Source organism: Streptomyces sp. NPDC085900 (assembly GCF_044540925.1).
GTDB lineage: Bacteria > Actinomycetota > Actinomycetes > Streptomycetales > Streptomycetaceae > Streptomyces > Streptomyces gilvifuscus.
Genome location: NZ_JBITSP010000003.1, coordinates 529,508 through 553,820, shown reverse-complemented (window position 1 = coordinate 553,820; position 24,313 = coordinate 529,508). Strand labels below are relative to the sequence as shown.

General features: G+C 69.8%; 22 protein-coding genes and 1 pseudogene. 10 read left to right on the top strand and 13 right to left on the bottom strand.

Annotated features, from left to right (window positions below):
- Positions 1–86: 86 nt before the first annotated feature.
- From ACIGDI_RS11950 to ACIGDI_RS11940, 3 genes are all read left to right on the top strand, one after another.
- Entirely contained in the window at positions 87–3,383 is a 3,297-nt protein-coding gene (locus ACIGDI_RS11950) for a S8 family peptidase (RefSeq protein ID WP_399894246.1), read from the top strand.
- Positions 3,384–3,466: 83 nt separating this feature from the next.
- A complete protein-coding gene (locus ACIGDI_RS11945; protein WP_399894243.1) occupies positions 3,467–4,240 on the top strand; it encodes a group II truncated hemoglobin in 774 nt (257 codons plus the stop codon).
- Between the two features lie 21 nt (positions 4,241–4,261).
- The gene (locus tag ACIGDI_RS11940; RefSeq protein WP_399894240.1) at positions 4,262–4,774 is read left to right on the top strand and encodes a hypothetical protein; all 513 of its coding nucleotides are present in this window, start codon (positions 4,262–4,264) and stop codon (positions 4,772–4,774) included.
- Positions 4,775–4,792: 18 nt separating this feature from the next.
- Here the strand turns inward: ACIGDI_RS11940 and ACIGDI_RS11935 are convergent, their stop codons facing one another.
- Entirely contained in the window at positions 4,793–5,722 is a 930-nt protein-coding gene (locus tag ACIGDI_RS11935) for a helix-turn-helix domain-containing protein (RefSeq protein WP_399894237.1), read from the bottom strand.
- A 191-nt stretch (positions 5,723–5,913) separates the two neighbouring features.
- Between ACIGDI_RS11935 and ACIGDI_RS11930 the strand changes: the two genes are divergently transcribed.
- Positions 5,914–6,954: an NAD(P)-dependent alcohol dehydrogenase gene (locus ACIGDI_RS11930; RefSeq protein WP_200699068.1), complete on the top strand. Its 1,041-nt coding sequence runs from the start codon at positions 5,914–5,916 to the stop codon at positions 6,952–6,954.
- 60 nt (positions 6,955–7,014) lie between these two features.
- On the opposite strand, the gene ACIGDI_RS11925 is transcribed toward ACIGDI_RS11930, so the two are convergent.
- From ACIGDI_RS11925 to ACIGDI_RS11895, 7 genes are all read right to left on the bottom strand, one after another.
- A complete protein-coding gene (locus tag ACIGDI_RS11925) occupies positions 7,015–8,115 on the bottom strand; it encodes a serine hydrolase domain-containing protein (protein ID WP_399894233.1) in 1,101 nt (366 codons plus the stop codon).
- A gap of 112 nt (positions 8,116–8,227) precedes the next feature.
- Positions 8,228–9,196, bottom strand: a complete 969-nt coding sequence (locus ACIGDI_RS11920) for a hypothetical protein (RefSeq protein WP_399894230.1) — start codon at positions 9,194–9,196, stop codon at positions 8,228–8,230.
- Positions 9,193–9,876, bottom strand: coding sequence for a cytochrome b N-terminal domain-containing protein (locus ACIGDI_RS11915; protein ID WP_399894227.1), 684 nt, complete (start codon positions 9,874–9,876; stop codon positions 9,193–9,195). Before ACIGDI_RS11915 ends, ACIGDI_RS11920 begins: the two co-directional genes overlap by 4 nt.
- The gene (locus ACIGDI_RS11910; RefSeq protein ID WP_399894224.1) at positions 9,873–10,046 is read right to left on the bottom strand and encodes a hypothetical protein; all 174 of its coding nucleotides are present in this window, start codon (positions 10,044–10,046) and stop codon (positions 9,873–9,875) included. The genes ACIGDI_RS11915 and ACIGDI_RS11910 overlap by 4 nt, the downstream gene beginning before the upstream one ends.
- A gap of 196 nt (positions 10,047–10,242) precedes the next feature.
- Positions 10,243–10,905 carry a response regulator gene (locus ACIGDI_RS11905; RefSeq protein ID WP_399894221.1) on the bottom strand — a complete coding sequence of 221 codons (663 nt, stop codon included), beginning with the start codon at positions 10,903–10,905 and terminating at the stop codon, positions 10,243–10,245.
- Entirely contained in the window at positions 10,902–12,074 is a 1,173-nt protein-coding gene (locus tag ACIGDI_RS11900; RefSeq protein WP_399894218.1) for a sensor histidine kinase, read from the bottom strand. The genes ACIGDI_RS11905 and ACIGDI_RS11900 overlap by 4 nt, the downstream gene beginning before the upstream one ends.
- On the bottom strand, positions 12,074–12,907 hold the full coding sequence (locus ACIGDI_RS11895) for a lysostaphin resistance A-like protein (RefSeq protein ID WP_399894215.1): 834 nt from the start codon (positions 12,905–12,907) through the stop codon (positions 12,074–12,076). The genes ACIGDI_RS11900 and ACIGDI_RS11895 overlap by 1 nt, the downstream gene beginning before the upstream one ends.
- 264 nt (positions 12,908–13,171) lie before the next feature.
- Here ACIGDI_RS11895 and ACIGDI_RS11890 point away from each other — a divergent pair, with 264 nt between their 5' ends.
- Positions 13,172–14,422, top strand: a complete 1,251-nt coding sequence (locus ACIGDI_RS11890; RefSeq protein WP_399894212.1) for a hypothetical protein — start codon at positions 13,172–13,174, stop codon at positions 14,420–14,422.
- Between the two features lie 194 nt (positions 14,423–14,616).
- Here the strand turns inward: ACIGDI_RS11890 and ACIGDI_RS11885 are convergent, their stop codons facing one another.
- Positions 14,617–15,165, bottom strand: coding sequence for a DUF4291 domain-containing protein (locus ACIGDI_RS11885; RefSeq protein WP_399894209.1), 549 nt, complete (start codon positions 15,163–15,165; stop codon positions 14,617–14,619).
- A 19-nt stretch (positions 15,166–15,184) separates the two neighbouring features.
- Between ACIGDI_RS11885 and ACIGDI_RS11880 the strand changes: the two genes are divergently transcribed.
- Both ACIGDI_RS11880 and ACIGDI_RS11875 read left to right on the top strand, forming a co-directional pair.
- Positions 15,185–16,318: a hypothetical protein gene (locus ACIGDI_RS11880; protein ID WP_399894206.1), complete on the top strand. Its 1,134-nt coding sequence runs from the start codon at positions 15,185–15,187 to the stop codon at positions 16,316–16,318.
- Between the two features lie 171 nt (positions 16,319–16,489).
- Complete coding sequence (locus ACIGDI_RS11875; protein ID WP_399894203.1) at positions 16,490–17,083, top strand: DUF4291 domain-containing protein; 594 nt, start codon at positions 16,490–16,492, stop codon at positions 17,081–17,083.
- A 27-nt stretch (positions 17,084–17,110) separates the two neighbouring features.
- Here ACIGDI_RS11875 and ACIGDI_RS11870 read toward each other — a convergent pair.
- Positions 17,111–17,303, bottom strand: a pseudogene (locus tag ACIGDI_RS11870) (DUF4291 family protein); the annotation flags it as partial.
- A gap of 352 nt (positions 17,304–17,655) precedes the next feature.
- Here ACIGDI_RS11870 and ACIGDI_RS11865 point away from each other — a divergent pair.
- The 3 genes from ACIGDI_RS11865 (at position 17,656) to ACIGDI_RS11855 (ending at position 20,136) form a co-directional block, all read left to right on the top strand.
- Entirely contained in the window at positions 17,656–17,898 is a 243-nt protein-coding gene (locus tag ACIGDI_RS11865; protein WP_399895242.1) for a GlsB/YeaQ/YmgE family stress response membrane protein, read from the top strand.
- Between the two features lie 280 nt (positions 17,899–18,178).
- Positions 18,179–19,210 carry a chitinase gene (locus ACIGDI_RS11860; protein ID WP_399894200.1) on the top strand — a complete coding sequence of 344 codons (1,032 nt, stop codon included), beginning with the start codon at positions 18,179–18,181 and terminating at the stop codon, positions 19,208–19,210.
- A gap of 257 nt (positions 19,211–19,467) precedes the next feature.
- On the top strand, positions 19,468–20,136 hold the full coding sequence (locus ACIGDI_RS11855) for a hypothetical protein (protein ID WP_399894197.1): 669 nt from the start codon (positions 19,468–19,470) through the stop codon (positions 20,134–20,136).
- Positions 20,137–20,573: 437 nt separating this feature from the next.
- Here ACIGDI_RS11855 and ACIGDI_RS11850 read toward each other — a convergent pair whose 3' ends face one another.
- From ACIGDI_RS11850 to ACIGDI_RS11840, 3 genes are all read right to left on the bottom strand, one after another.
- On the bottom strand, positions 20,574–21,362 hold the full coding sequence (locus ACIGDI_RS11850) for a hypothetical protein (protein WP_399894194.1): 789 nt from the start codon (positions 21,360–21,362) through the stop codon (positions 20,574–20,576).
- 839 nt (positions 21,363–22,201) lie between these two features.
- Positions 22,202–22,912 carry a peptide-methionine (S)-S-oxide reductase MsrA gene (gene msrA / locus ACIGDI_RS11845; protein WP_399894191.1) on the bottom strand — a complete coding sequence of 237 codons (711 nt, stop codon included), beginning with the start codon at positions 22,910–22,912 and terminating at the stop codon, positions 22,202–22,204.
- A gap of 83 nt (positions 22,913–22,995) precedes the next feature.
- Positions 22,996–24,114 carry a hypothetical protein gene (locus ACIGDI_RS11840; protein ID WP_399894188.1) on the bottom strand — a complete coding sequence of 373 codons (1,119 nt, stop codon included), beginning with the start codon at positions 24,112–24,114 and terminating at the stop codon, positions 22,996–22,998.
- Between the last annotated feature and the right edge of the window lie 199 nt (positions 24,115–24,313).

Below are 24,313 nucleotides of genomic sequence, written 5' to 3'. Positions count from 1 at the left end.
CGCGCTTGCGTACGAGACCACCCCCGCCCGGGTGAACGGGGAATTCACCCGGAACCTCATCTCCAGGGGGAGACTTGCGCAGACAAGTGAAAAGAGCATGCGCGGCCACCGTCGCCACGGCGGCCACGGTGGCACTGGCGGCGGGAATGACCAGCCCGGCGTCGGCGAAGGCGGAGCGGTCCTCGACCGCCCCGCAGACTCAGCTCACGTCCAAGCACCGCATCACCCTGATCACCGGCGACCGCGTCCTGGTCGACTCCAAGGGCCGCGTCGTCGGCCTGGAGCGGGCGAAGGGGCGCGAGCACATACCCGTCCAGATACGCAAGGAAGCCGGGCACACGCTCGTCGTCCCGGCCGACGCGGTCCGGCTGGTCGCGGCCGGCAAGGTCGACCAGCGGCTGTTCGACATCACCGAACTCAACAAGTCCGCGACCCGCAAGTCCCAGGCCAAGGGCCTGAAGGTCATCGTCGGCTACCAGGGCGCGGCCACGGCCGCCAAGGCCGACGTACGGGACGCGGGAACCCTCCGGCGCACCCTCAGGTCCCTCAACGCGGACGCCGTGCAGACCCCGCAGAAGGAGACGCCCGAGCTGTGGGACGCCGTCACCAGCGGCGGCAGGACGGCTTCCGGCATCGCGCACGTCTGGCTCGACGGCACCCGCAGGGCCAGCCTCGACAAGTCCGTGCCGCAGATCGGCGCCCCCAAGGCCTGGGCGAAGGGCTACACCGGCAAGGGCGTCAAGATCGCCGTCCTGGACACCGGTGTCGACGCCACCCACCCTGACCTGAAGACCCAGGTCATCGCGTCCAAGAACTTCTCCGGCGCGGCCGACGCCACCGACCACTTCGGGCACGGCACGCACGTCGCCTCGATCGCGGCCGGCACCGGCGCCAAGTCGAACGGCAAGTACAAGGGCGTCGCACCCGACGCCAAGATCCTCAACGGCAAGGTCCTCGACGACGAGGGCGGCGGCGACGACTCCGGCATCCTGGCCGGCATGGAGTGGGCGGCCGAGCAGGGCGCCGACGTCGTCAACCTCAGCCTCGGCGGCCAGGACACCCCCGGCATCGACCCCCTCGAGGCCGAGGTCAACAAGCTGTCCGAGGAGAAGGGCATCCTCTTCGCGATCGCCGCGGGCAACTCCGGCCCGGAGTCGGTCGGTTCGCCCGGCAGCGCCGAGGACGCCCTCACCGTCGGCGCGGTCGACGGCAAGGACAAGCTGGCCGACTTCTCCTCCACCGGCCCGACCGTCGACGGCGGCCTCAAGCCCGACGTCACCGCGCCCGGCGTGGACATCACGGCCGCAGCGGCCAAGGGCAGCGTCATCGACCAGGAGGTCGGCGAGAATCCGCCCGGCTACCTGACCATCTCCGGTACGTCGATGGCGACCCCGCACGTCGCGGGCGCGGCGGCGATCCTCAAGCAGGAGCACCCGGACTGGAAGTTCAGCGAGCTCAAGGGCGCGCTGACCGGCTCCGCGAAGGGCGGCAAGTACACGCCGTTCCAGCAGGGTTCGGGCCGTATCGCGGTCGACAAGGCCATCACCCAGTCCGTGATCGCCGACCCGGTGTCGGTCGCCTTCGGGGTGCAGCAGTGGCCGCACACCGACGACAAGCCCGTCACCAAGCAGCTCACCTACCGCAACCTCGGCACCAAGGACGTCACGCTGAGCCTCGCGGTCACCGCGACGAACCCCAAGGGCCAGGCGGCCCCCGCGGGCTTCTTCAAGCTCGGCGCGACCAAGGTCACCGTGCCGGCGGGCGGAAAAGCGGCGGTCGACGTCACCGTCGACACCAAGCTGGGCGGCACGCTCGACGGCGCGTACTCGGCGTACGTGACGGCGACCGGCGGCGGCCAGAGCGTCCGTACGGCCGCGGCCGTGCAGCGCGAGGTCGAGTCGTACAACGTCAAGATCAAGCACATCGGGCGGGACGGACAGCCGACCGGTGACTACAACACCATCATGTTCGGCTACTCGGGTCTCGCCGAGGGCCGCGGCTACCAGGTGAGCGTCGACGCCTCCGGCACCACGACGATGCGCGTGCCCAGGGGCAAGTACCTGCTGGACGCCTGGATCGCGAAGGACTTCGTGAACTTCCAGGGCGGCATCGACTGGCTGGTCCAGCCGAGCCTGAACGTCACCAAGGACACCTCGGTGACGATCGACGCCCGCAAGACCAAGGCGGCCGACATCACCGTGCCGGACGCGCAGGCCAAGCAGCAGCTCGGCACCATCGACTACTTCTACGACGCCGCGGGCATCGGGTTCGGCCTCGGTCTGCAGTCCTTCGCCGACGTGCGCATGGCGCCGCTCGGCGGCGAGGTCTCGGGCCTGCAGCAGACTTGGAGCGGCCAGTGGAGCAAGGGCGCGGGCACCGAGTACGACGCGGCCACCACCGCCAAGGTCAAGAAGATCACCGGCGACAAGGTCCGCCACTTCAAGGCCTCCGAGTTCGCCACGGTGAAGAACAACCTCGGCTCTGGCGCCCCCGGCAAGACCGGCGGCCTCATGCCGCTCGGTGAGCTCCCCGAGGACGTCGTCCTCGCCAACCCGATCGAGCAGAAGCTGCCGGGCACCCGCACGGTCCACCTCTCGACCGTCGACAAGATCAAGTGGTCGTTCGACTTCCAGCAGTACAAGGGCCACGACGCCGACGGGCTGCCGATCCCGGAGGCGTACTACACACTCGGCCCCTCGCAGCTGTTCAAGGCGGGCCAGAAGTACACGAAGACCTTCAACACCGCGGTCTTCGGCCCGCACCTGAGCGCCGACTTCGGGCTCTACCGCGACGGCAACAGCATCTACGGCTTCGTGCCGCTGTTCACCGACGGGGCGGGCCACGCAGGGTCCTCCGACTTCACCTCGGTGAAGACGACCCTGTACCGCAACGGCACCCAGATCGGCTCGAACGACGACCCGCTCTTCGGCAACAAGGAGTTCACGGTCCCGGCCGGCCAGGCCGACTACAAGCTGACCACCTCGGTCAGGCGCAGCGCCGACGTCGCGGGTGCCTCCACCCGCATCGACGCGAGCTGGACCTTCGGCTCCAAGAAGCCGGCCGCCGGAGACGTGGCCACGCTGGCCGCCTCCACCGCCCGCTTCAAGGCGGCCACCGGCCTGGACAACAAGGTCGAGGCCGGCAAGACCGTCAGCATCCCGGTGGCGGTCGAGGGCGCGGCCAAGGGCCGTAACCTCAAGTCGCTGACGGTGTACGTCTCCTACGACTCCGGCAAGACCTGGAAGAAGGTCTCCGTGGCCGGCGGAAAGATCAAGGTGAAGAACCCCGCGAAGGGCACGTCCATCTCCTTCAGGGCGAACATCACCGACAAGAAGAACAACAAGTCGTCGGTGACGATCTACGACGCCTACTACGGCAAGTGAGCCGACACCTCGGCGAGTGAGCCGATAGCGAACCGCCCGCCGGAGGTACCGCCTCCGGCGGGCGTTCGTGTTTCGGTTGGGGCATGACCACACAGACCGTCGAGTACATCCGCTACCGCATCCCGGAAGACCGCTCGGCGGAGTTCCTCGCCGCCTACACCCGGGCCGCGGCCGAACTGGCGGCGGCCCCGCAGTGCGTCGACTACGAACTCGCCCGCTGCGAGGACGACTTCGAGCACTACATCCTGCGCATCGTGTGGACCTCGACGCAGGACCACATGGAGGGCTTCCGCGAATCGGAGCTGTTCCCGGCCTTCCTCGCCGAGATCCGCCCGTACGTGGAGAACATCGAGGAGATGCGCCACTACAAGCCGACGGCGGTACGGGGCACGGGCTCGTCCCTGCCGACGCCGTACGAGTGGGCGGGCGGCGCCGCCGCGTTCTCCCGCCTGACCTCGGTCTTCTACGACAAGGTGCTCAAGGACGCCCTCCTCGCACCGCTCTTCGCCGACCTGCCCCCCGACCACGCCGAACACGTCGCCCTCTGGCTCGGCGAGGTCTTCGGCGGCCCGCCCGCCTACTCCCTCAACCTGGGCGGTCACGGCCACATGGTCGCCAAGCACGTCGGCAAGCACATCACCGAGCCGCAGCGGCGGCGCTGGGTGAACCTGATCCAGGACGCGGCGGACGACGCGGGCCTGCCCACGGACGCCGAGTTCCGCTCGGCGTTCCTGGCCTACGTCGAGTGGGGCACCCGCCTCGCCGTGCACTTCTCCGCCCCGGACGCGAAGCCGCCGGCGCCGCAGCCGGTGCCGAAGTGGGGGTGGGGGGCGATGCCGCCGTACCGGGGCGAATGACATGTCCACTAGGGTCACCGCATGACCGCCGCCGTGACCGCCATGATCACCGCCGTCGTCGGCGTCCTCGGCACGCTCTTCGCCCCCGTCCTGAGCCAGCGGCTCACCGCCCGGCAGCGGGCCGAGGAGGCCGAACGGGCCGAGCGCAGGCGGCTGTTCGAGGAGCGGCGGGCCGCCTACACGGCCATGAACCGTGCCTCGCGCCAGTTCCACACCCTTCTCAAGGACGCCCTGCACCGCATCCGCGACGGTGTCTACACGGAACAGGAACGGGACCAGCTGGAGGAGGCCCGCCGCGACTACCGCGACCGGTACGCGGAGGCGCAGATGGTGGTCCCCGAACGGATCCTGGAGGCCTCCCGGGCCGTCAACGTCGTCCTCGCCGGCATCGACGCCGAGGTCAAACGGCTCGACCGAGGGCTGGCCCGGGACGGCGAGAGCCCGGAGCAGGCGCTGGCGGACCTGAAGGAGGCCGAACCCCGGCTGTCGGCGATGCGGCGGCTGATGCGGGGGGATCTGGGGGTCGTCGACTGACGGCACCCGGGGGGACGGTCAGGGATTGGACGCCGTCGACCCCTTGCCCGCCCGGGTCGCGTCGGTGCCCCAGCTCGCCAGGAGGCGCAGTGCCTCCGCCGAGGGGGACCCCGGTTCGGCGTGGTACGTGGTCAGTGCCTGGCCGTCGTCGTCCGCCGGGCGGAACGCCTCGAAGTTGAGGGTCAGGTCGCCGACCAGCGGATGGTGCAGGTGCTTGACCCCGTGCCCCTTCTCCTTCACGTCGTGCGTCGCCCACAACCGCCTGAACTCCTCGCTCTTCACGGAGAGCTCGCCGACCAGCGCGGACAGCCGCGGGTCGTCCGGGAAGCAGCCCGCCTCCATGCGCAGGAAGCTGACGATGTCGGACGCCTTCTGCTCCCACTCCACGAACAGCTCCCGGTAGGCCGGGTTGAGGAACACCAGCCGCGCCCAGTTGCGCTCCGGCGCCGGCAGCTCGCCCCAGTCGCCGAACAGGGCCGCGGCCATCCGGTTCCAGGCGAGGATGTCCGAGTACCGCCCCGTGACGTACGCCGGCACCCCGTCCAGGGTGTCCAGCAGCTGCCGCAGCGACCCGCGAACCGCCTGCGTCCGCACGGCCGGCTTCTTCTTGTGCTGCTTCGGCTTCGCGAGATGGACGAGGTGGGAGTGCTCGGCGCCGGACAGCCGGAGCGCCCGCGCGATGGCGTCGAGGACCTCCGCCGACACGTTCCGTCCGTTGCCCTGTTCCAGCCGGGTGTAGTACGCCACCGAGACGCCCGCCAGCTGTGCCAGCTCCTCGCGCCTGAGCCCCGGAACCCGCCGGTGCCGTCCGAATTCCGGCAGCCCCACGTCCTCCGGCTTCAGCCGGGCCCGCCGGGTCCGCAGGAACTCACTGAGCTCGGCGCGCCGGTCGAGGGCCCCGCCGGTCATGCCCGTGGGCTCCTGTGCGGCATCGGGATAGTCGTCCATACGTCAAGGATGCACGGTCGTACGTCCACCAGCCTGACCCCGCCAGTGGTAGGCACAGCGGACGTACGCAGAGGCGTGGCCTGGGTGAACCCCGGACTTCGGGGCACGCTGGACTGCGTGCCCGGACGGACCGACAGCCGGACCGTCGGACAGAAGGCAGCCGGGCACGGACCCCCCGAGGAGATTCCGGCATGACCACCGTTGCCGCATACGCCGCACCCGCCGCCAAGGCTCCCCTGGAGCGCACCACCATCGAGCGCCGCGAGGTCCGCGAGTTCGACGTCCTGATCGACATCAAGTTCGCCGGTATCTGTCACTCCGACATCCACCAGGCCCGCGAGGGCTGGGGCGAGGCGATCTTCCCGATGGTCCCCGGCCACGAGATCGCGGGCATCGTCTCCGAGGTCGGCCCCGGTGTGACCAAGTTCGCCGTCGGCGACCGCGTGGGCGTCGGCTGCCTGGTCGACTCCTGCCGTGAGTGCGACAACTGCAAGGCGGGCCTGGAGCAGTACTGCACCGGCGGCGGCGTCGGCACGTACAACGCCGTCGGCAAGGACGGCGAGCCCACCTACGGCGGCTACTCCGAGAAGATCGTCGTCGACGAGAACTACGTCGTCCGCATCCCCGACGCCCTGTCCCTCGACGTGGCGGCTCCGCTGCTGTGCGCCGGCATCACCACGTACTCCCCGCTGCGCCACTGGAACGCCGGCCCCGGCAAGAAGGTCGCGATCCTCGGCATGGGCGGCCTCGGCCACATGGGCGTCAAGATCGCGCACGCGCTGGGCGCCGAGGTCACGGTCCTCTCGCAGTCCCTGCGCAAGAAGGAGGACGGCCTGAAGCTGGGCGCCGACCACTACTACGCGACCAGCGACGAGAACACGTTCAAGGAGCTCAAGGGCACCTTCGACCTGATCCTCTCCACGGTCTCGGCCCCGCTGGACCTGGACGCGTACCTGTCGCTGCTGCGCACGGACGGCGCCTTCGTGAACGTCGGCGCCCCCGAGGAGCCCGTCAAGCTCAACCTGTTCTCGGTGATCGGCGGCCGCAAGACCCTCGCCGGCTCCGGCATCGGCGGCATCCGTGAGACCCAGGAGATGCTGGACTTCTGCGCCGAGCACGGCTTCGGCGCCGAGATCGAGCTGATCGGCGCCGACCAGATCAACGAGGCGTACGAGCGGGTGCTCTCCAGCGACGTCCGCTACCGCTTCGTGATCGACGCGTCGACGATCTGACCGCGGTCGCCGTCCCCGCCCTCGCCACGGTGAGGGCGGGGACGGCGTGCGTCCGGGGCCCTAACCCCGTAGACCCGTGAGCCCGTCGTAGGCGGACATGACGATCTCCAGCCCCCGGTTGTCACCGGCCGGTTCGCGCATCTGGTTGGTCACGTACGCGACCACCATCCGCGCCTCGGGCTCGATCATGACGAGCGAGCCGCCCCAGCCGCCCCACCCGAACGTACTGCCGAACAGCCCGTAGCCCAGCCCCCAGCGCACGGGCATCCCCAGCCTGAGGTCGTCCCCGCTGAACTGCTCCTCCCAGGCCCGCGCGCAGCCGGCCGCCGAGAGCAGCCGTACTCCGCCCACGGTCCCTCCGCAGGCCGGCACCGACTGCACGAGGGCGACCGAACGGGCGTTGCCGAAGCCGCCGGCCGCCGGGATCTGCGCGCGCCGCCAGGCGACGCTGTTGCCGTCGCGGACCCGCAGGGCGGTCCCGGGAGCGGCCTCGTTGCCCGGCGCACTCGCCGTGTAGTCCTCGTCCCGCCCCGGCGGAGGGACGGTGAGCGCCAGCCGCCGGTCGTGCTCGGCGCCCAGGCCCAGGTGGAAGTCGGCCCCCAGCGGCCCGGCCACCTCCTCGGCGAAGAACTCACCCACACTGCGCCCGCTGACCCGCCACACCACCTCGCCGACCAGGAACCCCTGGGTGAGCGAGTGGTACCCGGCCGCGGTGCCCGGCTCCCACTGCGGAGCCGACGCGGCGAGCCGCGCCGTGGCGGACGCCCAGTCGTACAGCTCCTCCACCGGACCGTCCCAGTCGGGCAGCCCCGCGGTGTGCGACAGCAGATGCCGCACCAGCACCTTCTCCTTGCCGAGCGCGGCGAACTCCGGCCAGTAGCGGGCCACGGGCGCGTCCAGGTCGAGCTCACCCCGGTCGGCCAGGATCAGCGCGCACAGCGCGGTCATCGTCTTGGTCACGGAATACACCCCGACGACCGTGTCCCGCTGCCAGGGCACCGTACGGCCGGCGTCGGCGAACCCGCCCCACACGTCCACGACGGGCTCCCCGTCCACGAACACCGCCACCGAGCCCCCGACGTCCCCACCGTCCAGCAACTCGGCCAGCGCACTGGGCACGGCGGTGAACAGATCGTCGTACGAGCCCTCGATGTCAGCCATGGGTGGCATTACCCCGCATCGGCCCACGGGGGGCAACCGAATTAGAGCCCCGGCTGCTCCGGCCGTTGGACCGGAGCCGCTTTCTTCGTCCACTTCGTCACGGCCTCACGACTCACTCAGGAGTACGCCCCGCGGTCTCCTGTTCGCGGTAGTACGAGCGCCAGATCAGGCGGTGTACGCGGGTCCAGCGTGGGATCGAGCGCACGCCCGGGATGAAGGGGACCAGCAACAGACCCAGGCTGAGCAGGGCCATCAGGCCCCAGATCAGGGCGTCGGCGTTGCCGGACGACTTGAACGGCTCGATCTGGTACCAGAACGTGTAGAGCCACAGCCAGGCCTGTCCCGGGTAGTCGCCCGTCTCGTTCATCATTCCCCACTGGTCCCCGCCCAGGTGCTCGGCGCGGGCCAGGGTCTCCAGGTAGGAGCCGTCGGAGAGGAACAGCAGCGGGAGGGTGTAGTCGGTCTGGTAGAACTTGCCCTCCGCCTGCAGCTGCCCGTCCAGCGCACCTGACCTGGCCAGACCGAGAAGACGCGCGATGAGGACCGGGACCGGGCCGAAGCCGCCGCCGGCGACCTTGGCGGGATCGCCGCCGGGCGCCTTGGCCAGCGCGTCGGAGTAGGCCTTGGTCCACGCCTGCCGCCGGGCGGCCGGAGCCGCGGCCCAGGCGGCGAGCGCGGCACGGACGACGGGCGGCTCGGGAGCCTTGGCCAGCGGACGCAGGACGAAGTCCGCGGCGGTGTCGACCGGGATGCGGACCCCGGCGGCGCTCTGCAGCCCGAGCGGACCGAGCTTCTGCGCCGCGCCGGGCGTGTGGTTGTACGGCGGCCCGTACTCGGCCGTCCCGCTAGTGCCGCCGAGCTCGGCGGCCGCCGTCGCCGTGAAGTCCGCGCCGTCCGCCCGCGACCATGAGGCCAGGGTCACCGGCCTGACGTCGGGCGAGGAGAAGACGGCGGCCAGGACGGCGGTGAGGGCCGCGATCACCACCAGGGCGATCGTGAACTCCTTGACCAGGTCGTACGACCGCCTGGGGAAACCGGCCGGGTCCGGCACCGCGGACCTCTCCCGCCGTCGGCCCGTCACGGCGCCTCACCCTCAGCGGCCAGGGGCGCGGACGCGGCCCGGGAGCCCTCCGCCGGAGCGGCCGCCCCGATCGGCGGCACGATGCCGCGCAGCCGCACCAGCAGCAGGTGCCAGGCCGTCAGCAGCGCGAGGACGAACGGGAGCAGCACGATGTGCCACATCAGCATCTGCCCGAAGTCCAGCACGTTGAAGAAGGCGCCGATACCGACCGAGTTGAGGCCGTCCTTCGCCTGCCCGGCGATCCACTGGGAGTCGAAGTTCTGCTGGACGAGGTAGCCGGTGAAGGCGGTCCCGATCGAGGTGAGGAAGCACACCACCCCCGTGATCCAGGTCAGGGCCCGCCGGCCGCGCCAGGCGGCCATGAAGAACTTGCCCCACAGATGGAGGACCATGAAGAACATGAACAGCTCGACGCTCCACAGGTGGAGGCTGTTCACGTACTTCCCGGTGTCCGAGACGTGCCACCAAGCGGGCCCCTTCAGCGCGAGCACGCCACCGCTGGCCAGCACCACGATCAGCGAGGTCAGGGTGAGTACGCCGAAGACGTAGAGCCACGAGGTCATGTAGGCGGGCTGCGTGTCCGGCAGCAGCTTGTCCGGGGGCAGGGCCGCGACCGCGCGCCGCCGTACGGCTCCCGTCCAGCCGCCCGAGGCCGACTCGGGCCCGCGCGCCCCGGTCATCTGCGGCTCCCGGGGAACGGCAGCAGCAGGGCGAGGACGAAGACGACCACCATCACCCCGATGACCACGAGGTTCGCGACCGACAGCTGGATCACGCCCCAGTGCACATAGTGCCCGATGCCGTTCAGGTCGACCGGCGCCGCGAGTGCGCGGCCTCTCGGCGTCGGCATTTCCGTGACCGTCATCATCCGATTCCCGTCCTTCTCGGTGCCGCCGTGCCCCGGTGACAAGCCAAGCGCGTCACGGGCATCCGGGCATCCGGGCCGGTCCTGCCGTGGGCCGAACGGGGCAACGGGGCAGCGGGAACAGGCTCCGGGGGCGCGCGGCCCGCCGTACCGGCCGGTCCGCGGACCGGCCGCCGGCACGTCAGGTGACCAGGCCGTGGCGGTAGGCGTAGACGACGGCCTGGACGCGGTCGCGGAGCCGGAGTTTGCTGAGGATGCGCGACACGAACGTCTTGACGGTCTCCTGGCTGATCACGAGGGCCGCGGCGATCTCGCTGTTGGACAGGCCGTCCGCGATCAGGCGCAGGACCTCCAGCTCGCGCGGGGTCAGGGGGATGTCCTCCGGCGCGCCGCCCGCGGCCGGCCGGATCCGGGCGGCGTACCTGCCCACGAGCTGGCGCGTCACCTCGGGATCCAGCAGCGCCGCGCCCGTGGCGACGGTCCGGATCCCGTGCAGCAGCCGGTCCGGCGGCGCGTCCTTGAGGAGGAACCCGCTCGCCCCGGCGCGCAGCGCCTCGTAGACGTACTCGTCCAGGTTGAACGTCGTCACCACGAGCACCTTCACGGGATGCGGCACCCCGGCGCCGGCCAGCAGACGGGTGGCCTCCAGGCCGTCGAGCACCGGCATGCGGATGTCCATCACGACGACGTCCGGGCGCAGCCGGCCGGCGAGTTCGACAGCGGCCCGCCCGTCCCCGCACTCGCCCGCGACCTCCAGGTCGGGCTGGGCGTCGATGATCGTCACCAGCCCGGTGCGGATCAGCATCTGGTCGTCGCAGACCAGCACCCGGATCGGTACGGTCACGGCGTGCTCCTCGCCGGTATCCGCGCCCGTACGACGAAGCCGCCGCCCGAATTCCGGTCCGCGCTGAAGTCTCCGCCCAGGATGCCGACCCGTTCGCGCAGGCCGGCCAGGCCCCGCCCGCTGCCGCCGGGGGCGGCGGTCCCCGAGCCGGAGCCGTCCGTGCTGACCTCCACGGTGATCTCCCGTTCCCCGTGGCGCACCTGGACCGAGGTCCGGCTGCCGTGGGCGTACTTGAGGGCGTTCGTCAGGGACTCCTGCACCACCCGGTAGGCCACCAGGTCGGCGCTGCCGGTCGACTCGGCCGGCGTGCCCTCCTCGGTGAACTCCACCGGCTGACCGGCCCGGCGCGTCTGCTCCACGAGGGTGAGCAGACGGCCGACCGGCGGCGTCCTGGGCTCGGGCGCGTCCGCCGCCGCCCCGGTGCCGTGATCGGGGTTGAGCAGATCGAGCAGATGCCGCAGGTCGGTGATGGCCCGCCGGCCGGTGTCCGTGACGGCGGTCAGCGCCTGGTCGAGCCGGTCGGGCGCGGCGGTCAGATAGCGTGCCGCCTCGGCCTGCACCACCATCGCCGTCACATGGTGGGTCACCACGTCGTGCAACTCGCGGGCGATACGCGTGCGTTCGGCGGTACGGGTGTCCTCGGCGACCCGGCGCCGGCGTTCCGCCTCGGCGGCCCGGGTGGAGCGCAGCCACGCCCCGGAGCCCCACGCGAGGACCAGCGCCAGGTAGAACGTCACGAACTCCTCCGGCGACTCGCCCGTGCCGAGCCGTGAGAGCGCCACCGCCAGCGGCACGTACGCCGCGGTGAGGACGAGTACGCAGGTCCGGCGGTGCCGTTCCAGATGGGACCCGGCGCTCAGCAGCGCGATGGGCAGCGCGGTCGCCGCGAACGTGTGGTAGCCGCGCAGCTGGTCGACGGCGAATCCGCACGTGACCAGGGCGAGGGTGAGGGCCGGCAAGCGTCGGCGAACGACGAGCGGGAGGGCTTCCAGGGCGATCGCCACGACGGCCAGTGCGTCGGTGGGGCGGGTCGGCACGCCGCCGAGCACCGTCCCGTTGCTGTGGAGCGCCGGCAGGAAGGAGCCGATGAGGAACAGCAGCCCGAGCGGGAGGTCCCGTACCGTGACGTCCAGCCGGCGCCACACCTGGCCGGCCTGCTGAGGGGTCATCACCGGCCGAGTGTAGCCAGGGCGGCCACGCGCTCGGCACGGCGTCGGGGCACCAGGTGGCCGCGCCGGCGGGCCAGCATCAGGAAGGCGATCGTCACCAGCGCGCCGAACAGCATCGAGTACAGACTGGCCTCCGGGCCGAACTCGCCGCCCGTGATCAGGGTCGAGCCCGACGTCGAGGCGTCCAGCAGCCCGTGCGTGGCGCCGTTGCCGGAGACCTCGGTGCCGAAGATGCCGGACTCCGCGAAGTTCCAGCCGAAGTGCAGGCCGATCGGCAGCCACAGGGTGCGGGTGGCGGCGTACGCGGCGCCCAGCATGCCCCCGGCCTCGATCGCGATGGCGACGGCGCCCAGCAGGGTGGCGTGCTCGTTGAACAGATGGGCCGCGCCGAACAGCACACTGGACAGCGCCAACGCCGCGTACGTGCCCAGCCGCCGCTCCACCAGCCGGAACAGCAGGCCGCGGAACATCAGCTCCTCCGTCACGGCGGCGCCGGCCATGAAGCCGACCAGTCCGATCGCGCCCGTCAGCGAACCGAAGCCGTGGACGTCGTAGTCCCCGAGGAAGGCGATGTTCGCGATGACGCACCCGAACATCACGACACCGATGACCGTCCCCCGGTACAGCGACCCCCGCGCGCCCTCCCGGGCCAGCTCCGTCACCGGGCGGCCCTCGGTGCGTCCCACGACCCACCGGTAGACGAACACCGACAGCACGGCCGTCAGACCGCCCAGGAGGAGCGACAGCCACGGGTTGTCCTGCACCGCGGTGACGGCCTGACCGCCCACCGCGCCCACCGCCACCACGGCCAGTATCTGCCACACGAGTTTCATGACGACTCCTCCTCCGGACCCGCGACCGAAGCGCCGCGGCTGCTCCGAACGCTATGGATCCGCCGCCCGCGAATCGTCACCTCACGGTGGACACCTGCGCGTAGCTCCCACGGGGGACAACTCGCCTGACACACCACTCTCTTCACGCCTCGACGCCTGGGCGTGCAACTGTTCGGGGCCGGCGGGAGTCTAGGGACCGAAGCGATGTTTCCCGGGAGAACACCCTCCGTTCGCCCGTACTCCTCACAGAGGTCCTCCATGCCGATGCCCCGATCCGACCGCCGCGCCTCCCGTGCCTCGCGCGCTTCCCGGGCGGCCGCTGCCGCCCTCGGTGCCGCCGGCCTGATCGCGCTGGCCGCGGCTCCCGCCGCGTTCGCCGACGACGCCGAGCCCGACGTGGTCGTCGGAGGTGTCAAGCCGGTCGACGGGCTGAAGCCGGGGGGCACCTTCGACGTGCCGGTCACCGTGGCGAACAAGGGCACCGCCACCGCCGCGAAGGTGTGGGTCACCTACGCCGTCACCCGGGGCCTCGACTTCGCGGAGGTCCCCTCCAACTGCTGGACCCAGCACGTCAGGTCGTACGACGAGATGCCCGAGCGGTGGACCGCGGTCTGCGAGTACGACCGGCAGGTGCAGCCGGGTGCCCTCTACACCCCCGAGACCCCGATCCGCGTCAAGGCACTGGACCGCGCGCTCGACGACGAGCTGCGCGTGGAGGTCGACTGGAACGCCCCGTGGCCGGACGAGAACGGCGAGGACCCGGTCGCGGGTACCGCACCGGCGGTGAACCTGGTCGAGACACAGACCGGGGTCGCGGGGTCCAAGCGCCTCGTCGACGTGCCGGTCACTTCCGTCAACACGGCCGACTTCCAGGTCACGGGCGCCGCGTTGAAGGGGAGCGTCGGCGAAACGGTGCCGATGAAGCTGGGGTTCACCAACGCCGGACCCGCCTGGGTCAAGAACACGACCGTGAAAGTCGTGGTCACACCGCCCGCCGGGACGACGGTCGTCAAGGTCGCCGCGTTCTGCAGACTCGATGGGCACGTCTACTACTGCGGCATGCGTCAGCCGGCCTACAACGAGGGCGGCCACGAGAGCTACACCTTCCAGTTGAGGATCGACAAGCGAGTACCGCACGCCAAGGGCTCGGTGGCGCTGAGTACCGAGGCGCGGCCCTTCGACCCCGACAAGACCAACGACAAGGCCGACATCACGCTGGACGTCACGGGCGGAGACCCGACCGGCACACCTAGCGGCTCGGCGAGCCCGACGGCCGGCCCGACGACGAGTCCGACGACGAGTCCGACGGCGAGCCCGACCCACGGCTCGAGCGCTGGCTCGACCGGTGGCTCGAGCGGCTCGGCCGACGGCGGTACGACGACGCCGCCTGACGGCAACCTGGCAGCGACCGGTTCCCCGGCGCTGCCGATCGCGGGCGCGGCGGCCGCGGCGATGGCCGCGGGCGCGGGCACGCTCGTTCTCGTGCGCCGCCGCCGGAACCAGAACCCGAGCTGACGACCGCCGGTTCGGCTCAGTTCCCAGAGCAGGCTCTCGTCGCGAACGCCAAAGCCCTTCCCCAACTCGCGACGCACCACGTCCAACGCGCCGAGCGCCTGCCGCGCGAACCGCCGGGACTCCTCGTCGGACCACGGCGACGGATTCAGCGGGTAGTCCCTGGGCCGAGGCCACGCCGATCGGACACGCCCCGGTTACCCGTGCAGGTGAGTCAGCAGTTCGCCCTGCGCCGGGTAGGGCGTCTCCTTGGGCAGCAGTCCGCTCGCTGTGTCCAGGTCGCCGCTGGTGACGAGTGCGTGTATCTCGCGGGCGAGCGGTGTCACATCGCTGATGGAGACCAGCCATTCGTCCGCGTAACGCTGTACGGCCTCGCCGGAGAGCCCGAGTTGCAGTGAGCGGTAGGGCAGGGGCTGCGAACGCAGATCGCGCTCGGGGTCCCACTGGACGCGGGCCGGCGAGCGCTTCAGCTCGCGTTGCCAGCTGCTGAGGTCGGGGTGCAGCCCGCGTACGTAACTCGACAGGCACGCGTTGCGCAGCGCCCACTCGAAGCCGTCGCGAGTGATCTCGACGGCAAGGACCGTCTCCTGCCCCGGCTTCATGGCCCAGCCGCAGCGATACATCATCCACAGGAACGAAGGCTTGATCCATGTCAAGCCGCGTTCACAGGCCTCTCGTGCCCTGTTGTACTGCGACGTCCGCAATGCAGGAAATCGGCGCCGGATCGTCGAGGAAGATGGACACATGGTTGATCACTCTCGCGGGATGTCCTCCATGCCCCTCGTGGGCGAAGAGTGGGCGTATGCCCTTTGTGGTGGCCTGACGATCCCCGAAGACTTCACCTTCGGAAGCACCACTGTCGTCATCGGCGATGCCGGGACACTGATCATCGTGGAAGCCGGGGACAGCCTCGATAGGAGTTGCGTGTGGAACGCCGGCGAGGTCCGCCTCCTTGGTCCTGCGCCAACACCGGTCAGGAAACGGCTCGTGGATGAACCCTGGGAGCGGGGCACAGACGACCCGAAGTTGCCTGTTCATCTGACGGTGCGGATCTCGGAAGGCCTCCTGTATCTAGGCACCGGATCCGTGACTCGGGCTGGAACGGTACTCCGTCCGGGCTGCGACGAACACGTTCTCACCGACTGCCTCCTTCGGCTCCACTCGCCCTTGACCAGGTCCAGCCTGGACTTGGTCCGTCCTCTCCTTCCTCCGGAGGATCTCCCGGACCTGGAGTGGCTGGGACACGTGAACGGCAATCGAGCCAGTGCGCTCGAACAGTTCATCACCGGTTGGTATCCCGCTGCTCCTGAGACCGCAGGACCACCGTCGGTGGAGGCCTCCGCCCTGGATCTGCCAGACGGACTGCGGCACTTCTACCGGCTGGCGCAGCACCGCCCACGCTGCCTGGGAGTGCAGAACCGAGTCCTTCCCCTCTCCAAGCTTCAGGCCGATCCCAAGGGGGAGATGCTCGTCTTCGGCGAAGAGAACCAGGGAGGGTTCTTCTGGTCGCTGCTGTGGACGCTCGGCGGCCCCGAATCCGATCCGACCGTCTGGTTCCGTGAGTACGACGAATCACCGATCGCCGAGCAGGAACCCCTCAGCGGCTTCCTCATCCAGTTCTCGCTCTACGAAGCCTCCATGGGAGCCGACTACCTGGCGCTGCCCCGCCAACTCACCGCACAGCAGGTCGACCGTCTCACCGAGAGACTGCTCCCGGTGCCCCTGCGGCCGTTCTGGCCTTGGGCCCCCACGCGCTTCTACGTGGCTCCCGGACTCGTCCTGCATGTCTCAGACGAAGGAGGCGACAACGGGTTCAGCGCCTGGGCCGGCGCCACACACCGGAGTGCTCTCGCCCCTCTGGCCGACGCTCCCGTCGAGTGGAGCCGATTCGACGGGTGACATCGGGTGGACGGCACCGTAGCCTCGCCGCCAGACAGGGCAGAGGTCTGTGAACGCGGCTTGATGACTCATGTCAAGGCGTGTTCACAGACCTTTCGCGTGTCGGCGCCGATCGAGCAACGGGTCGAAAATCGGTAGTCACCTGAGGTGACCGGACCCACGCTGTACTCCATGGAAGAACCGCACCGCAGGATCCGCGCGCTCCACACGGAGGCCACGATCACCGTCTACCAGGCGTACCGCCCGGAGATCGGCGGACCCGCCGCCCGCAAGGGCCGTTTCCCCGCCGCATGGAAGCCTGACCGCATGACGTGGATCAAGCCCAGCTTCATGTGGATGATGTACCGCTCCGGCTGGGGCGCGAAGGAGGGCCAGGAGACCGTCCTCGCCATCGAGATCACTCGCGACGGCTTCGACTGGGCGCTGCGCCATGCCTGCCTGTCGCACTACGACCGCGGACTGCATCCCGATCGTGGCACCTGGCAGCGTGACCTCAAGCGTGCACCGGCCCGTGTGCAGTGGGATCCCGAACGCGATCTGGACCTGCGTCCCCTGCCGTACCGCTCGCTGCAACTGGGGCTCTCGGGTGAGGCATCGTCGCGTTACGCGGAGGAGTGGATCGTGTCCATCCGCGACGTGACTCCGCTCGCCCACGAGATCCACGCCCTCGTCAAGGACGGCCAACTGGACTCAGCTGCCCGACTGCTCCCCCAGGAGCAGGGATACCCCGCCGGCGAAGAGCTACTGGCCCACCTGTGTCCCTGACCGGCAATCCGGGCACAACCGCCAGCACCACCCACAGGTCACATGGCGTGAAGTCTGTGAACGCTGCTTGATGATCCATGTCATCCTGTCCCGCTTCCACGCGGCGGGGAAGCGGCCGTCGCGGGCGGCCGGCAGGCCGATCTGCGGGGAGTACGCCTGGTAGACGGTGATCGTGGATTCCGAAGTGGGCCGCGCGGATCCTGCGTTGCGGTTCTTCCATGGCGTACAGCGTGAGGTCGGCCGGTTCAGGCGGCCACTGATTTTCGGCGGCCGTTCACTGAGACGAGAGCAGCTGCCGAAGCACCGTGCTGGTTGCCAGTGCCACAGCCGTTGACTGGGCAGGCACGGGCCGGTCTTCCACTCCGAAGCAGATCTTCAGCACAGCTTCGCGGGCTCTGTGGGAATTGTCGCCGGATGTGCACTCCAGGCTTGAGGTGCCGCAGCGGGCGGAGGGCAGGGCCGAGTACCTGGACCTCCTGTGCATCGGCCCCTCGAACCGCACCGCGATCGAGTTCAAGTACTTCACCCGGAGATGGACGGGCACGGTCGGTACTCCTGCCGAGGACTACGCCTTGAAAGGGCACGCCGCCGCGGACCTCGCTCGTCTGGGACGGCTCGTCGTGCCCGGTCGGCAGCGCATCGGCCTGCTGTGGACGATCGGGATCGGAACCGTGGCGGCGTTCATCGGCACCGGCATCGCCGGCGGACTCGGCGTCGCGGACACCAAGGGCGTCGACTGGGTCGAATGGCTCATTCAGATCGCCCTGGCGGCCTTCGGCGTCGCCGCACTCAGCAAGGTGAAGGTCCGCCACTGAGGCGGGCTCTGGCAGGGAGACAACTAACAGGCACAGCAGAGGCGTTGCCCCCGGATCGTGGGTCCGGGGGCAACGCCGCTTCGTGGGCACGGCGGGCCGCGGCCCAGCACCGACTCGGCCAGTTAACCGTAAAGAACCTTGACAGATTATTGGTCTAGTCCAAAGATGGCGGCCATCTCTCGCAGTTCCGTTCAGCCTTCCCGCTGTCCCCGCCTGCATGTTGTTCACCATGGGAGCGTCAATGAGACGACCTGGAACTTTCCGCACCTTGCTGTCCTGTATGACCGTCACCGCCCTTTCGGTCGGGCTCGCCGCCCTCACCGGGGGCTCCGCGCTCGCCGCGCCGGAGGCGTCCTCGCCCGCGGCCAAGCCGATGCCCGCCCATGTGGCGGCGCCGTACTTCGAGGCCTGGACCGGTGAGAGCCCGGCCGCGCTCGCCGCCGCGTCGGGCAACAAGTACCTGACCATGGCCTTCCTCCAGACCGAAGCGGCGGGCTCCTGCACCGCGTACTGGAACGGCGACACCACCCAGCCCATCGGCAAGGCCACCTTCGGCAGGGACATCGCCACGATCCAGGCCCGCGGCGGCAACGTCATCCCGTCCTTCGGCGGCTACACCGCCGACACCACCGGCACCGAGCTGGCCGACAGCTGCACCAGCGTCGACGCCATTGCCAAGGTGTACAAGAGCCTCGTCACGACGTACGGCGTCACCCGCATCGACCTCGACATCGAGGCCGACTCCATCAATAACACCGCCGGCGTCGACCGTCGCAACAAGGCCATCGCCAAGGTCCAGAGCTGGGCCAAACACACCGGCCACCGCGTGCAGTTCTCGTACACCCTGCCGACGTTCAACACCGGTCTCGCGGCCAGCGGTGTGGCACTGCTGCAGAACGCCGTCGACAACGGCGCGCGCGTGGACGTCGTCAACATCATGACGTTCGACTACTGGGACGGCCTCACCCACGACATGGCGGCCGACACCGAGACCGCCGCCGCCGGCCTGCACGACCAACTGGCGGCGCTCTACCCGAAGAAGAGCTCGGCGAAGCTGTGGCGCATGGTCGGTGTCACCGAGATGCCCGGCATCGACGATTTCGGCCCCGAGGAGACCTTCACCACGCAGGACGCGGTTACGGTGAAGAACTGGGCCGTCGCCAAGGGGATCAACACGCTCTCCTTCTGGGCGCTCCAGCGCGACAACGGCGGCTGTGTCGGCACCGCGGGCGCCAACTCCTGCTCCGGCATCGCCCAGGACACCTGGTACTTCAGCCACATCTTCGCACCGTTCACGCGCAGCGCCGGCTGACGGCTCCATCCCTCTCGCAAGCCCCAGGCCTCCTTCCCCGCCTGGGGCTTGTGCCTTGCCGGTCCGGAAAGCGATTCACACGAAGTGATGAGCAGCGCGCTCGGGGCTGTCGTGACTGCGCGTGACGTAATGGCCCCCGGAACTCGCCGGGGGACCGCCGCCCTCCCGGACCAAGTCCGTACGGGGCGGGAGGGCTTATGAAGGAACCCTGCAAATAGCCGAAACGGTTAAGCGCTTCATCGGCATATGGTCAGCCAATGGTGCAGTTGCTCTGGTGTGCCCTCATCCATGAGGAGGATCGAGCCGGAGCGGTACTGCCGAAGCTGTACTGGCGGAACGAGGCCGAGACGGTTGCAGCGGGGTTGCTGCACGGCGTTCCCGCGCCTGGCGAGGGTGAGTACGAAGACGGCCTCGTGCCGCGCCCCTGCACGGTCTGTCCCACTCCCGCGATCGAGTACCCGGGCTATGACCTCCCCGATGAGCTGCTGACGGCCCTACGCCCCCACCTCGAAGAGCTACAGGACCGGTACGGGTTCTGGTACACGGAGGCGGCAAGTGCTCTGCAGAACAAGGTGGGTGGGTATCCGGCCTGGACTCAGAGCCCCGACTGGCCGCACTGTGGTCGGGGCCACCGCATGGAGCACTTGTTCAGCATTACGGGCGAGCCGGCGTATGGACGTTGGCTCCCGCTGGATGAGCACGAACCCGGAACGACACAACCGGCGTGGGACGCTCCAGCGGCCCAGACCGTCTTTGACGCTATCGGGCCCGAACTGGAGATCGGGGACGCGGGGGCCTGTACGTCTTTCTCTGCCGTCAGTGCCCGGATCTCCCGTATGGGCACCGCTACGACTGCCACTGACCCGCGAAAGCTGCTCGGCGAGGATGCCGGTTCGGGCGTGGTCTGCCGCCCCGCCACGTCCTGAGCCGCCGAGCCGACTGCTCCGTATCCCGGAAGTCGCCATGTCTCCGCACCTGGGGACCTACTGTTCTGCGGCCTCCGGCGCGGGCGCGACCCCTGTGGGGCACGAGGCGCCCCAGTTGGTTTCGGACGGGGTACTTAGCTTGACCCCCGTCCCAGCGGGCCTGTGCTGCCGTGTGACCCGTGGGCCTGGTGTCGGTTCGTTCAGTCCGTCATCCGGGGAGCCGGGCAAGGGTCTCGTCCTCAACAGGGTAGGGATGGTCTTGGGGCAGCAGCCGGGCGGCGCTCCCCTTCTGCGGCTGCGGTCTGCGACCTACAGCAGTGCGTCAAGGCGGCTTGATGGTCCACGACAAGCCGCGTTCAGAGACCTTTTGGCGTTCACCCCGCGCGTCGGTCCGCAGCCAGGCCGACCTTGTTCGTGGCCCGGCGGTGCCGTGCGCGTCAGCTGCGTCGCTGCCACCAGCGCCGTTTCTGCTCGCCTGCCCGAGGACCGGTTCCGGGGGCTGGCGTGCTGTTCGACGGTATGGCTTTCAGGGCGGCGCGGATGCGGTCGAAGGCGGCAACGGTGTGGTGTGCGTCGGTGGTGAGTGCCACTCCGACGCACACCAGCTTGAAACTGTCCCCGCCGAGAGGCGCGCCAATGAACACCGGCGCGCCCACGCACCCTTGTGGCACGTCTCCGATCCACCGGATGCCGCCGTCGCCTGAGCGTGTGATCGCGCCGATCACGACGGCCTGCTCTCGGGAACCGTCCCCGTCATTGACGTGACCCAGCAGATAGGCCGGCACCGGCGACTCACCGAGGCTGGCGATGTCCTGTTCCGTGGCTGCGATGCCGTCGGTGATCTCGTCGGTTGTCCAGTGCCAGCCCTTGCGGGCGCCGTGCGCGTGCAGCCCGGTGGAGGACATGACCGCCACCCCCAGATCGCCGAGATGGGTCCACCCCTCTGCGAACTCGAGCATCATCAGCTTCTCAGCGCTCATCACGGGTGCGCACAGTGCAGGGCGCAGGGTGAACTCAGCCAACTCGACTCGCGCCGGCTCACTGGCGGTCATGAGGTACTGCCGGATGACCTCGCCTTCGGAGGTCGTCTCCACCAGTTCGTTGAACCAGAAGGCCGTCGCGTGCTGTTCCTCCCGGTGTGCCCGCTGGAAGGGAAGCGTCGAGCGACCGACGTGATCGACTATCGCGTCGATGATTGCGCTGGTGTGGTCGGGCAGGTCAGACATGGATCGAGAGGCTAACGCACGGTCGGAGCCGGCTACCGGGCAGCATGGCAGGGCCCGCCCGTGCGCCCTACGGTCCTCGCTCGATGTCCGTGACGGGCAAGGCTCTGTCAACGCGGATTGATGACACTCCAGGAAGGCTGAGACCTTACCGAGCCAGTCGGTCGGACAGGCTCCTGCGGTCGTGGCACCGTCATGAGTGATCGGCGGCGCGGCCGATCGCTGCGGTGCCTGGCTTAACCACGTCCCGGTGAGCTGGTCTTACCGTGGGTCCCGCTATGCAGCGGGCTGGACCTCGTATTGCTGTGGTGGCCTGCCCATTTCCCGGAGCCACCCGTGCCCGTCCGCGTCCTGGAACCTGAAGAGGACGACAAGACCTGTGCCTGTGGCTTGGCTGACAGGCTCCCCGGAGGCATCGATCAACTGCACCTTTGCCACGAGGGATTCCCCTGGCTGAAGGAGGCACGCGGTCCGGGCGTTCGGCCTGGAGGCGGGGTCGAGTCGCCAACTGTCACCAGGGGACCTAGGGCGGCGCCGAACCTCTATGACTTCGACGCCCGTGATGGCGGTGGAGCCTCCGTTGGTGATCCGCACTTCGATCGTGGTACTGCTTGTCCACGGAGCTGACGCGATCACCAGGGACGCCCGGCCTTGTGCCGCCCTGGCTTCATGGGCCATTGCTTCTCGGTCGCGTTTGAGCGTTCGCCGGTGTTGGGCCCACCACGTTGCAACGGTGACGGCCAAAGCGCCGGCCCCGCTCAGCGCGCCAATCGCACTCCACAGTTCGCCCATGCCGGTCCGCCCCCAACAGCCCTGCTCAGATGACTGGTTGAGTGTCTCGCCTACCCCTCAGCAGGAGCAATGCCCGTCGGGCAAGACGCTCCCCAGCTCGTCCCGGACGGGTCACTCAGCTTGACGCCCGTCCCGTCCAACCCGCAGTACCCGTCCGGGTTTTTGCTGCCTGAAAGGTACTGCTGGTGGTACCCCTCCGCCGGATAGAACGGGCGGCCCTCCGCCGGCAGGATCTCCGTCGTGATCGTGCCGTGGCCCGCGCCGGTCAGGACGCGTTGGTAGGCCGCGCGGGAGGCCTCGGCGGCCGTTGCCTGTTCGGGGGTGTGGGTGTGGATCGCCGAGCGGTACTGGGTGCCCACGTCGTTGCCCTGGCGGAAGCCCTGCGTGGGGTCGTGGGACTCCCAGAAGGTCTTCAGGAGGCGTTCGTACGAGATGAGGTCGGGGTCGAAGACCACGCGGACTACCTCCGTGTGGCCGGTCAAGCCGGAGCAGACCTCTTCGTAGGTGGGGTGCTCGGTGTAACCGCCCTGGTAGCCGACCAGCGTGGTCCACACCCCGGCCGGCAGCTGCCAGAACTTGCGCTCGGCGCCCCAGAAGCAGCCCAGGCCGAAGTCGGCCACCTCCAGGCCCTCGGGGTAGGGGCCCAGGAGCGGGGTGCCGAGGACGGTGTGCCGGTCGGGGACCGTGAAGATCGGCTCCGGGCGGCCCTGCAGCGCCTGCTCGGGGGTGGGGAGTTGGGGCGTACGGCTGTACAGGAACATGCGGTCTCCAAACACGGGGCCGAGGGTTCGGTGCCGTCAACAGGCCGCGGTGGTGCGGAATTCCGCCACGGCGCCCCCGCCGGTCAGTGCGGCAGCGTCGCCGGGCTGCCGCCGTTCGCCTCGTAGCCCGCCACGGCCAGCGCGCGGTAGACCGCGAACTCGGCGGCGGGGTCGGCGGACAGGGTCCAGGGAAGTGCCCCGACGTGTCCGTCGATGTGTATGAGCTGGTTCATCGCCTCGCCCCAGCGCTCAGCGCGCACGAGGAAGAAGACCAGCAGGTGCCGTACGTGCGCCAGCATCGGGTCGTCGGGGCGGGCCGAGTGGACCGCGTGCAGGGCACCGTGGATGGCCTTGGTCACGACCTCGCTCTGGTAGAAACCGCGGACCAGGTTCACCTCGGGCAGGTGCTCGAAGACCGCGAACAGCGGCATGGCGGCCAGAAGGGAACCCCGCGGGGCGCGGGCGGCCGCGGCCTCCGCGAAGGAGTACGCCTGCTCACGCGATCCGTGCCACTTCTCGCACCAGTAGTGCAGGGCCGCCAGGTGCGCGCCCATGTGGGACGGGGCGCGGTCCAGGATTTTCAGCCACAGCTGGTCGAACTCCGGCTCGGAGTAGCCGAGCCCGCGGGCCACCGAGAGCTCGACGATGTACGGGACCGGGTCGCCGGGGGCGAGCAGCGCCGCGTCCCCGCAGGCCGCCCGCGCCTCCTCCATGATGATCCGGAAGTCGTCGGTGCCCGGGGTCGACGTCCGCCACGCCTGCTGCACCAGGAACTCGGCGTGCACGGCCGCACCGCCGGCGTCCTTCGGCTGTTCGGCCCGCCACACCCGCAGCCACTGTCCGCCCGGCACCTCGCCGACCCCGCCAGGCCGTTCCTTCAGCTCCAGCGACGCGGCGCCCGCGAAGGCCTGCACGCGCTGCCAGCGCAGCTCGCCCTCCGCCTCGGTGCCCGCCAGCAGCTGGGAGCACGCCCGGTAGTCCTGTGTGCGCTGCACCAGGTCCAGCACGTCCAGCAGGTCGTGGTCGGGACCGGGCATGCGGACGTCCAGCTCCTCCTCGCGTACGAAGCCGTAGTCCGCGGGGTCCGCGGCGTCCGGGTGGCCGGCCGGGACCTGCTCGATCATGCCCCGCCTGCGCCGCATGACCGGAAGCAGCACGAAGCCCATCATGGCGACCGCGATCAGGACCCAGAGAAATTCCATGACTCAAGCGTTCCAGACGCCTCGGACAATTGGCCAACCGGTCCGCGGACCTGTGGAAAACCCGCCGCCACGGGAATCCGGCCGGTCGCGCCTCGGCTCCGGCGGAACCCCGTCCACCGCCTCCACCGCGCCCCCCTCCCCGGCGGGACCGCGTCCAACGCCTCCACGGGCCGCCACCCCGGCAGAACCACCTCCACCA

Excerpts from the sequence above, each read along its gene's own strand:
- ACIGDI_RS11945 (WP_399894243.1), top strand. The coding sequence starts at position 3,467 with ATGACCACACAGACCGTCGAGTACATCCGCTACCGCATCCCGGAAGAC.
- ACIGDI_RS11940 (WP_399894240.1), top strand. The coding sequence starts at position 4,262 with ATGACCGCCGCCGTGACCGCCATGATCACCGCCGTCGTCGGCGTCCTC.
- ACIGDI_RS11935 (WP_399894237.1), bottom strand. The coding sequence starts at position 5,722 with ATGGACGACTATCCCGATGCCGCACAGGAGCCCACGGGCATGACCGGC.
- ACIGDI_RS11930 (WP_200699068.1), top strand. The coding sequence starts at position 5,914 with ATGACCACCGTTGCCGCATACGCCGCACCCGCCGCCAAGGCTCCCCTG.
- ACIGDI_RS11925 (WP_399894233.1), bottom strand. The coding sequence starts at position 8,115 with ATGGCTGACATCGAGGGCTCGTACGACGATCTGTTCACCGCCGTGCCC.
- ACIGDI_RS11915 (WP_399894227.1), bottom strand. The coding sequence starts at position 9,876 with ATGACCGGGGCGCGCGGGCCCGAGTCGGCCTCGGGCGGCTGGACGGGA.
- ACIGDI_RS11910 (WP_399894224.1), bottom strand. The coding sequence starts at position 10,046 with ATGCCGACGCCGAGAGGCCGCGCACTCGCGGCGCCGGTCGACCTGAAC.
- ACIGDI_RS11900 (WP_399894218.1), bottom strand. The coding sequence starts at position 12,074 with ATGACCCCTCAGCAGGCCGGCCAGGTGTGGCGCCGGCTGGACGTCACG.
- ACIGDI_RS11895 (WP_399894215.1), bottom strand. The coding sequence starts at position 12,907 with ATGAAACTCGTGTGGCAGATACTGGCCGTGGTGGCGGTGGGCGCGGTG.
- ACIGDI_RS11890 (WP_399894212.1), top strand. The coding sequence starts at position 13,172 with ATGCCCCGATCCGACCGCCGCGCCTCCCGTGCCTCGCGCGCTTCCCGG.
- ACIGDI_RS11885 (WP_399894209.1), bottom strand. The coding sequence starts at position 15,165 with ATGTGTCCATCTTCCTCGACGATCCGGCGCCGATTTCCTGCATTGCGG.
- ACIGDI_RS11880 (WP_399894206.1), top strand. The coding sequence starts at position 15,185 with ATGTCCTCCATGCCCCTCGTGGGCGAAGAGTGGGCGTATGCCCTTTGT.
- ACIGDI_RS11875 (WP_399894203.1), top strand. The coding sequence starts at position 16,490 with ATGGAAGAACCGCACCGCAGGATCCGCGCGCTCCACACGGAGGCCACG.
- ACIGDI_RS11860 (WP_399894200.1), top strand. The coding sequence starts at position 18,179 with ATGACCGTCACCGCCCTTTCGGTCGGGCTCGCCGCCCTCACCGGGGGC.
- ACIGDI_RS11855 (WP_399894197.1), top strand. The coding sequence starts at position 19,468 with ATGGTGCAGTTGCTCTGGTGTGCCCTCATCCATGAGGAGGATCGAGCC.
- ACIGDI_RS11850 (WP_399894194.1), bottom strand. The coding sequence starts at position 21,362 with ATGTCTGACCTGCCCGACCACACCAGCGCAATCATCGACGCGATAGTC.
- msrA (WP_399894191.1), bottom strand. The coding sequence starts at position 22,912 with ATGTTCCTGTACAGCCGTACGCCCCAACTCCCCACCCCCGAGCAGGCG.
- ACIGDI_RS11840 (WP_399894188.1), bottom strand. The coding sequence starts at position 24,114 with ATGGAATTTCTCTGGGTCCTGATCGCGGTCGCCATGATGGGCTTCGTG.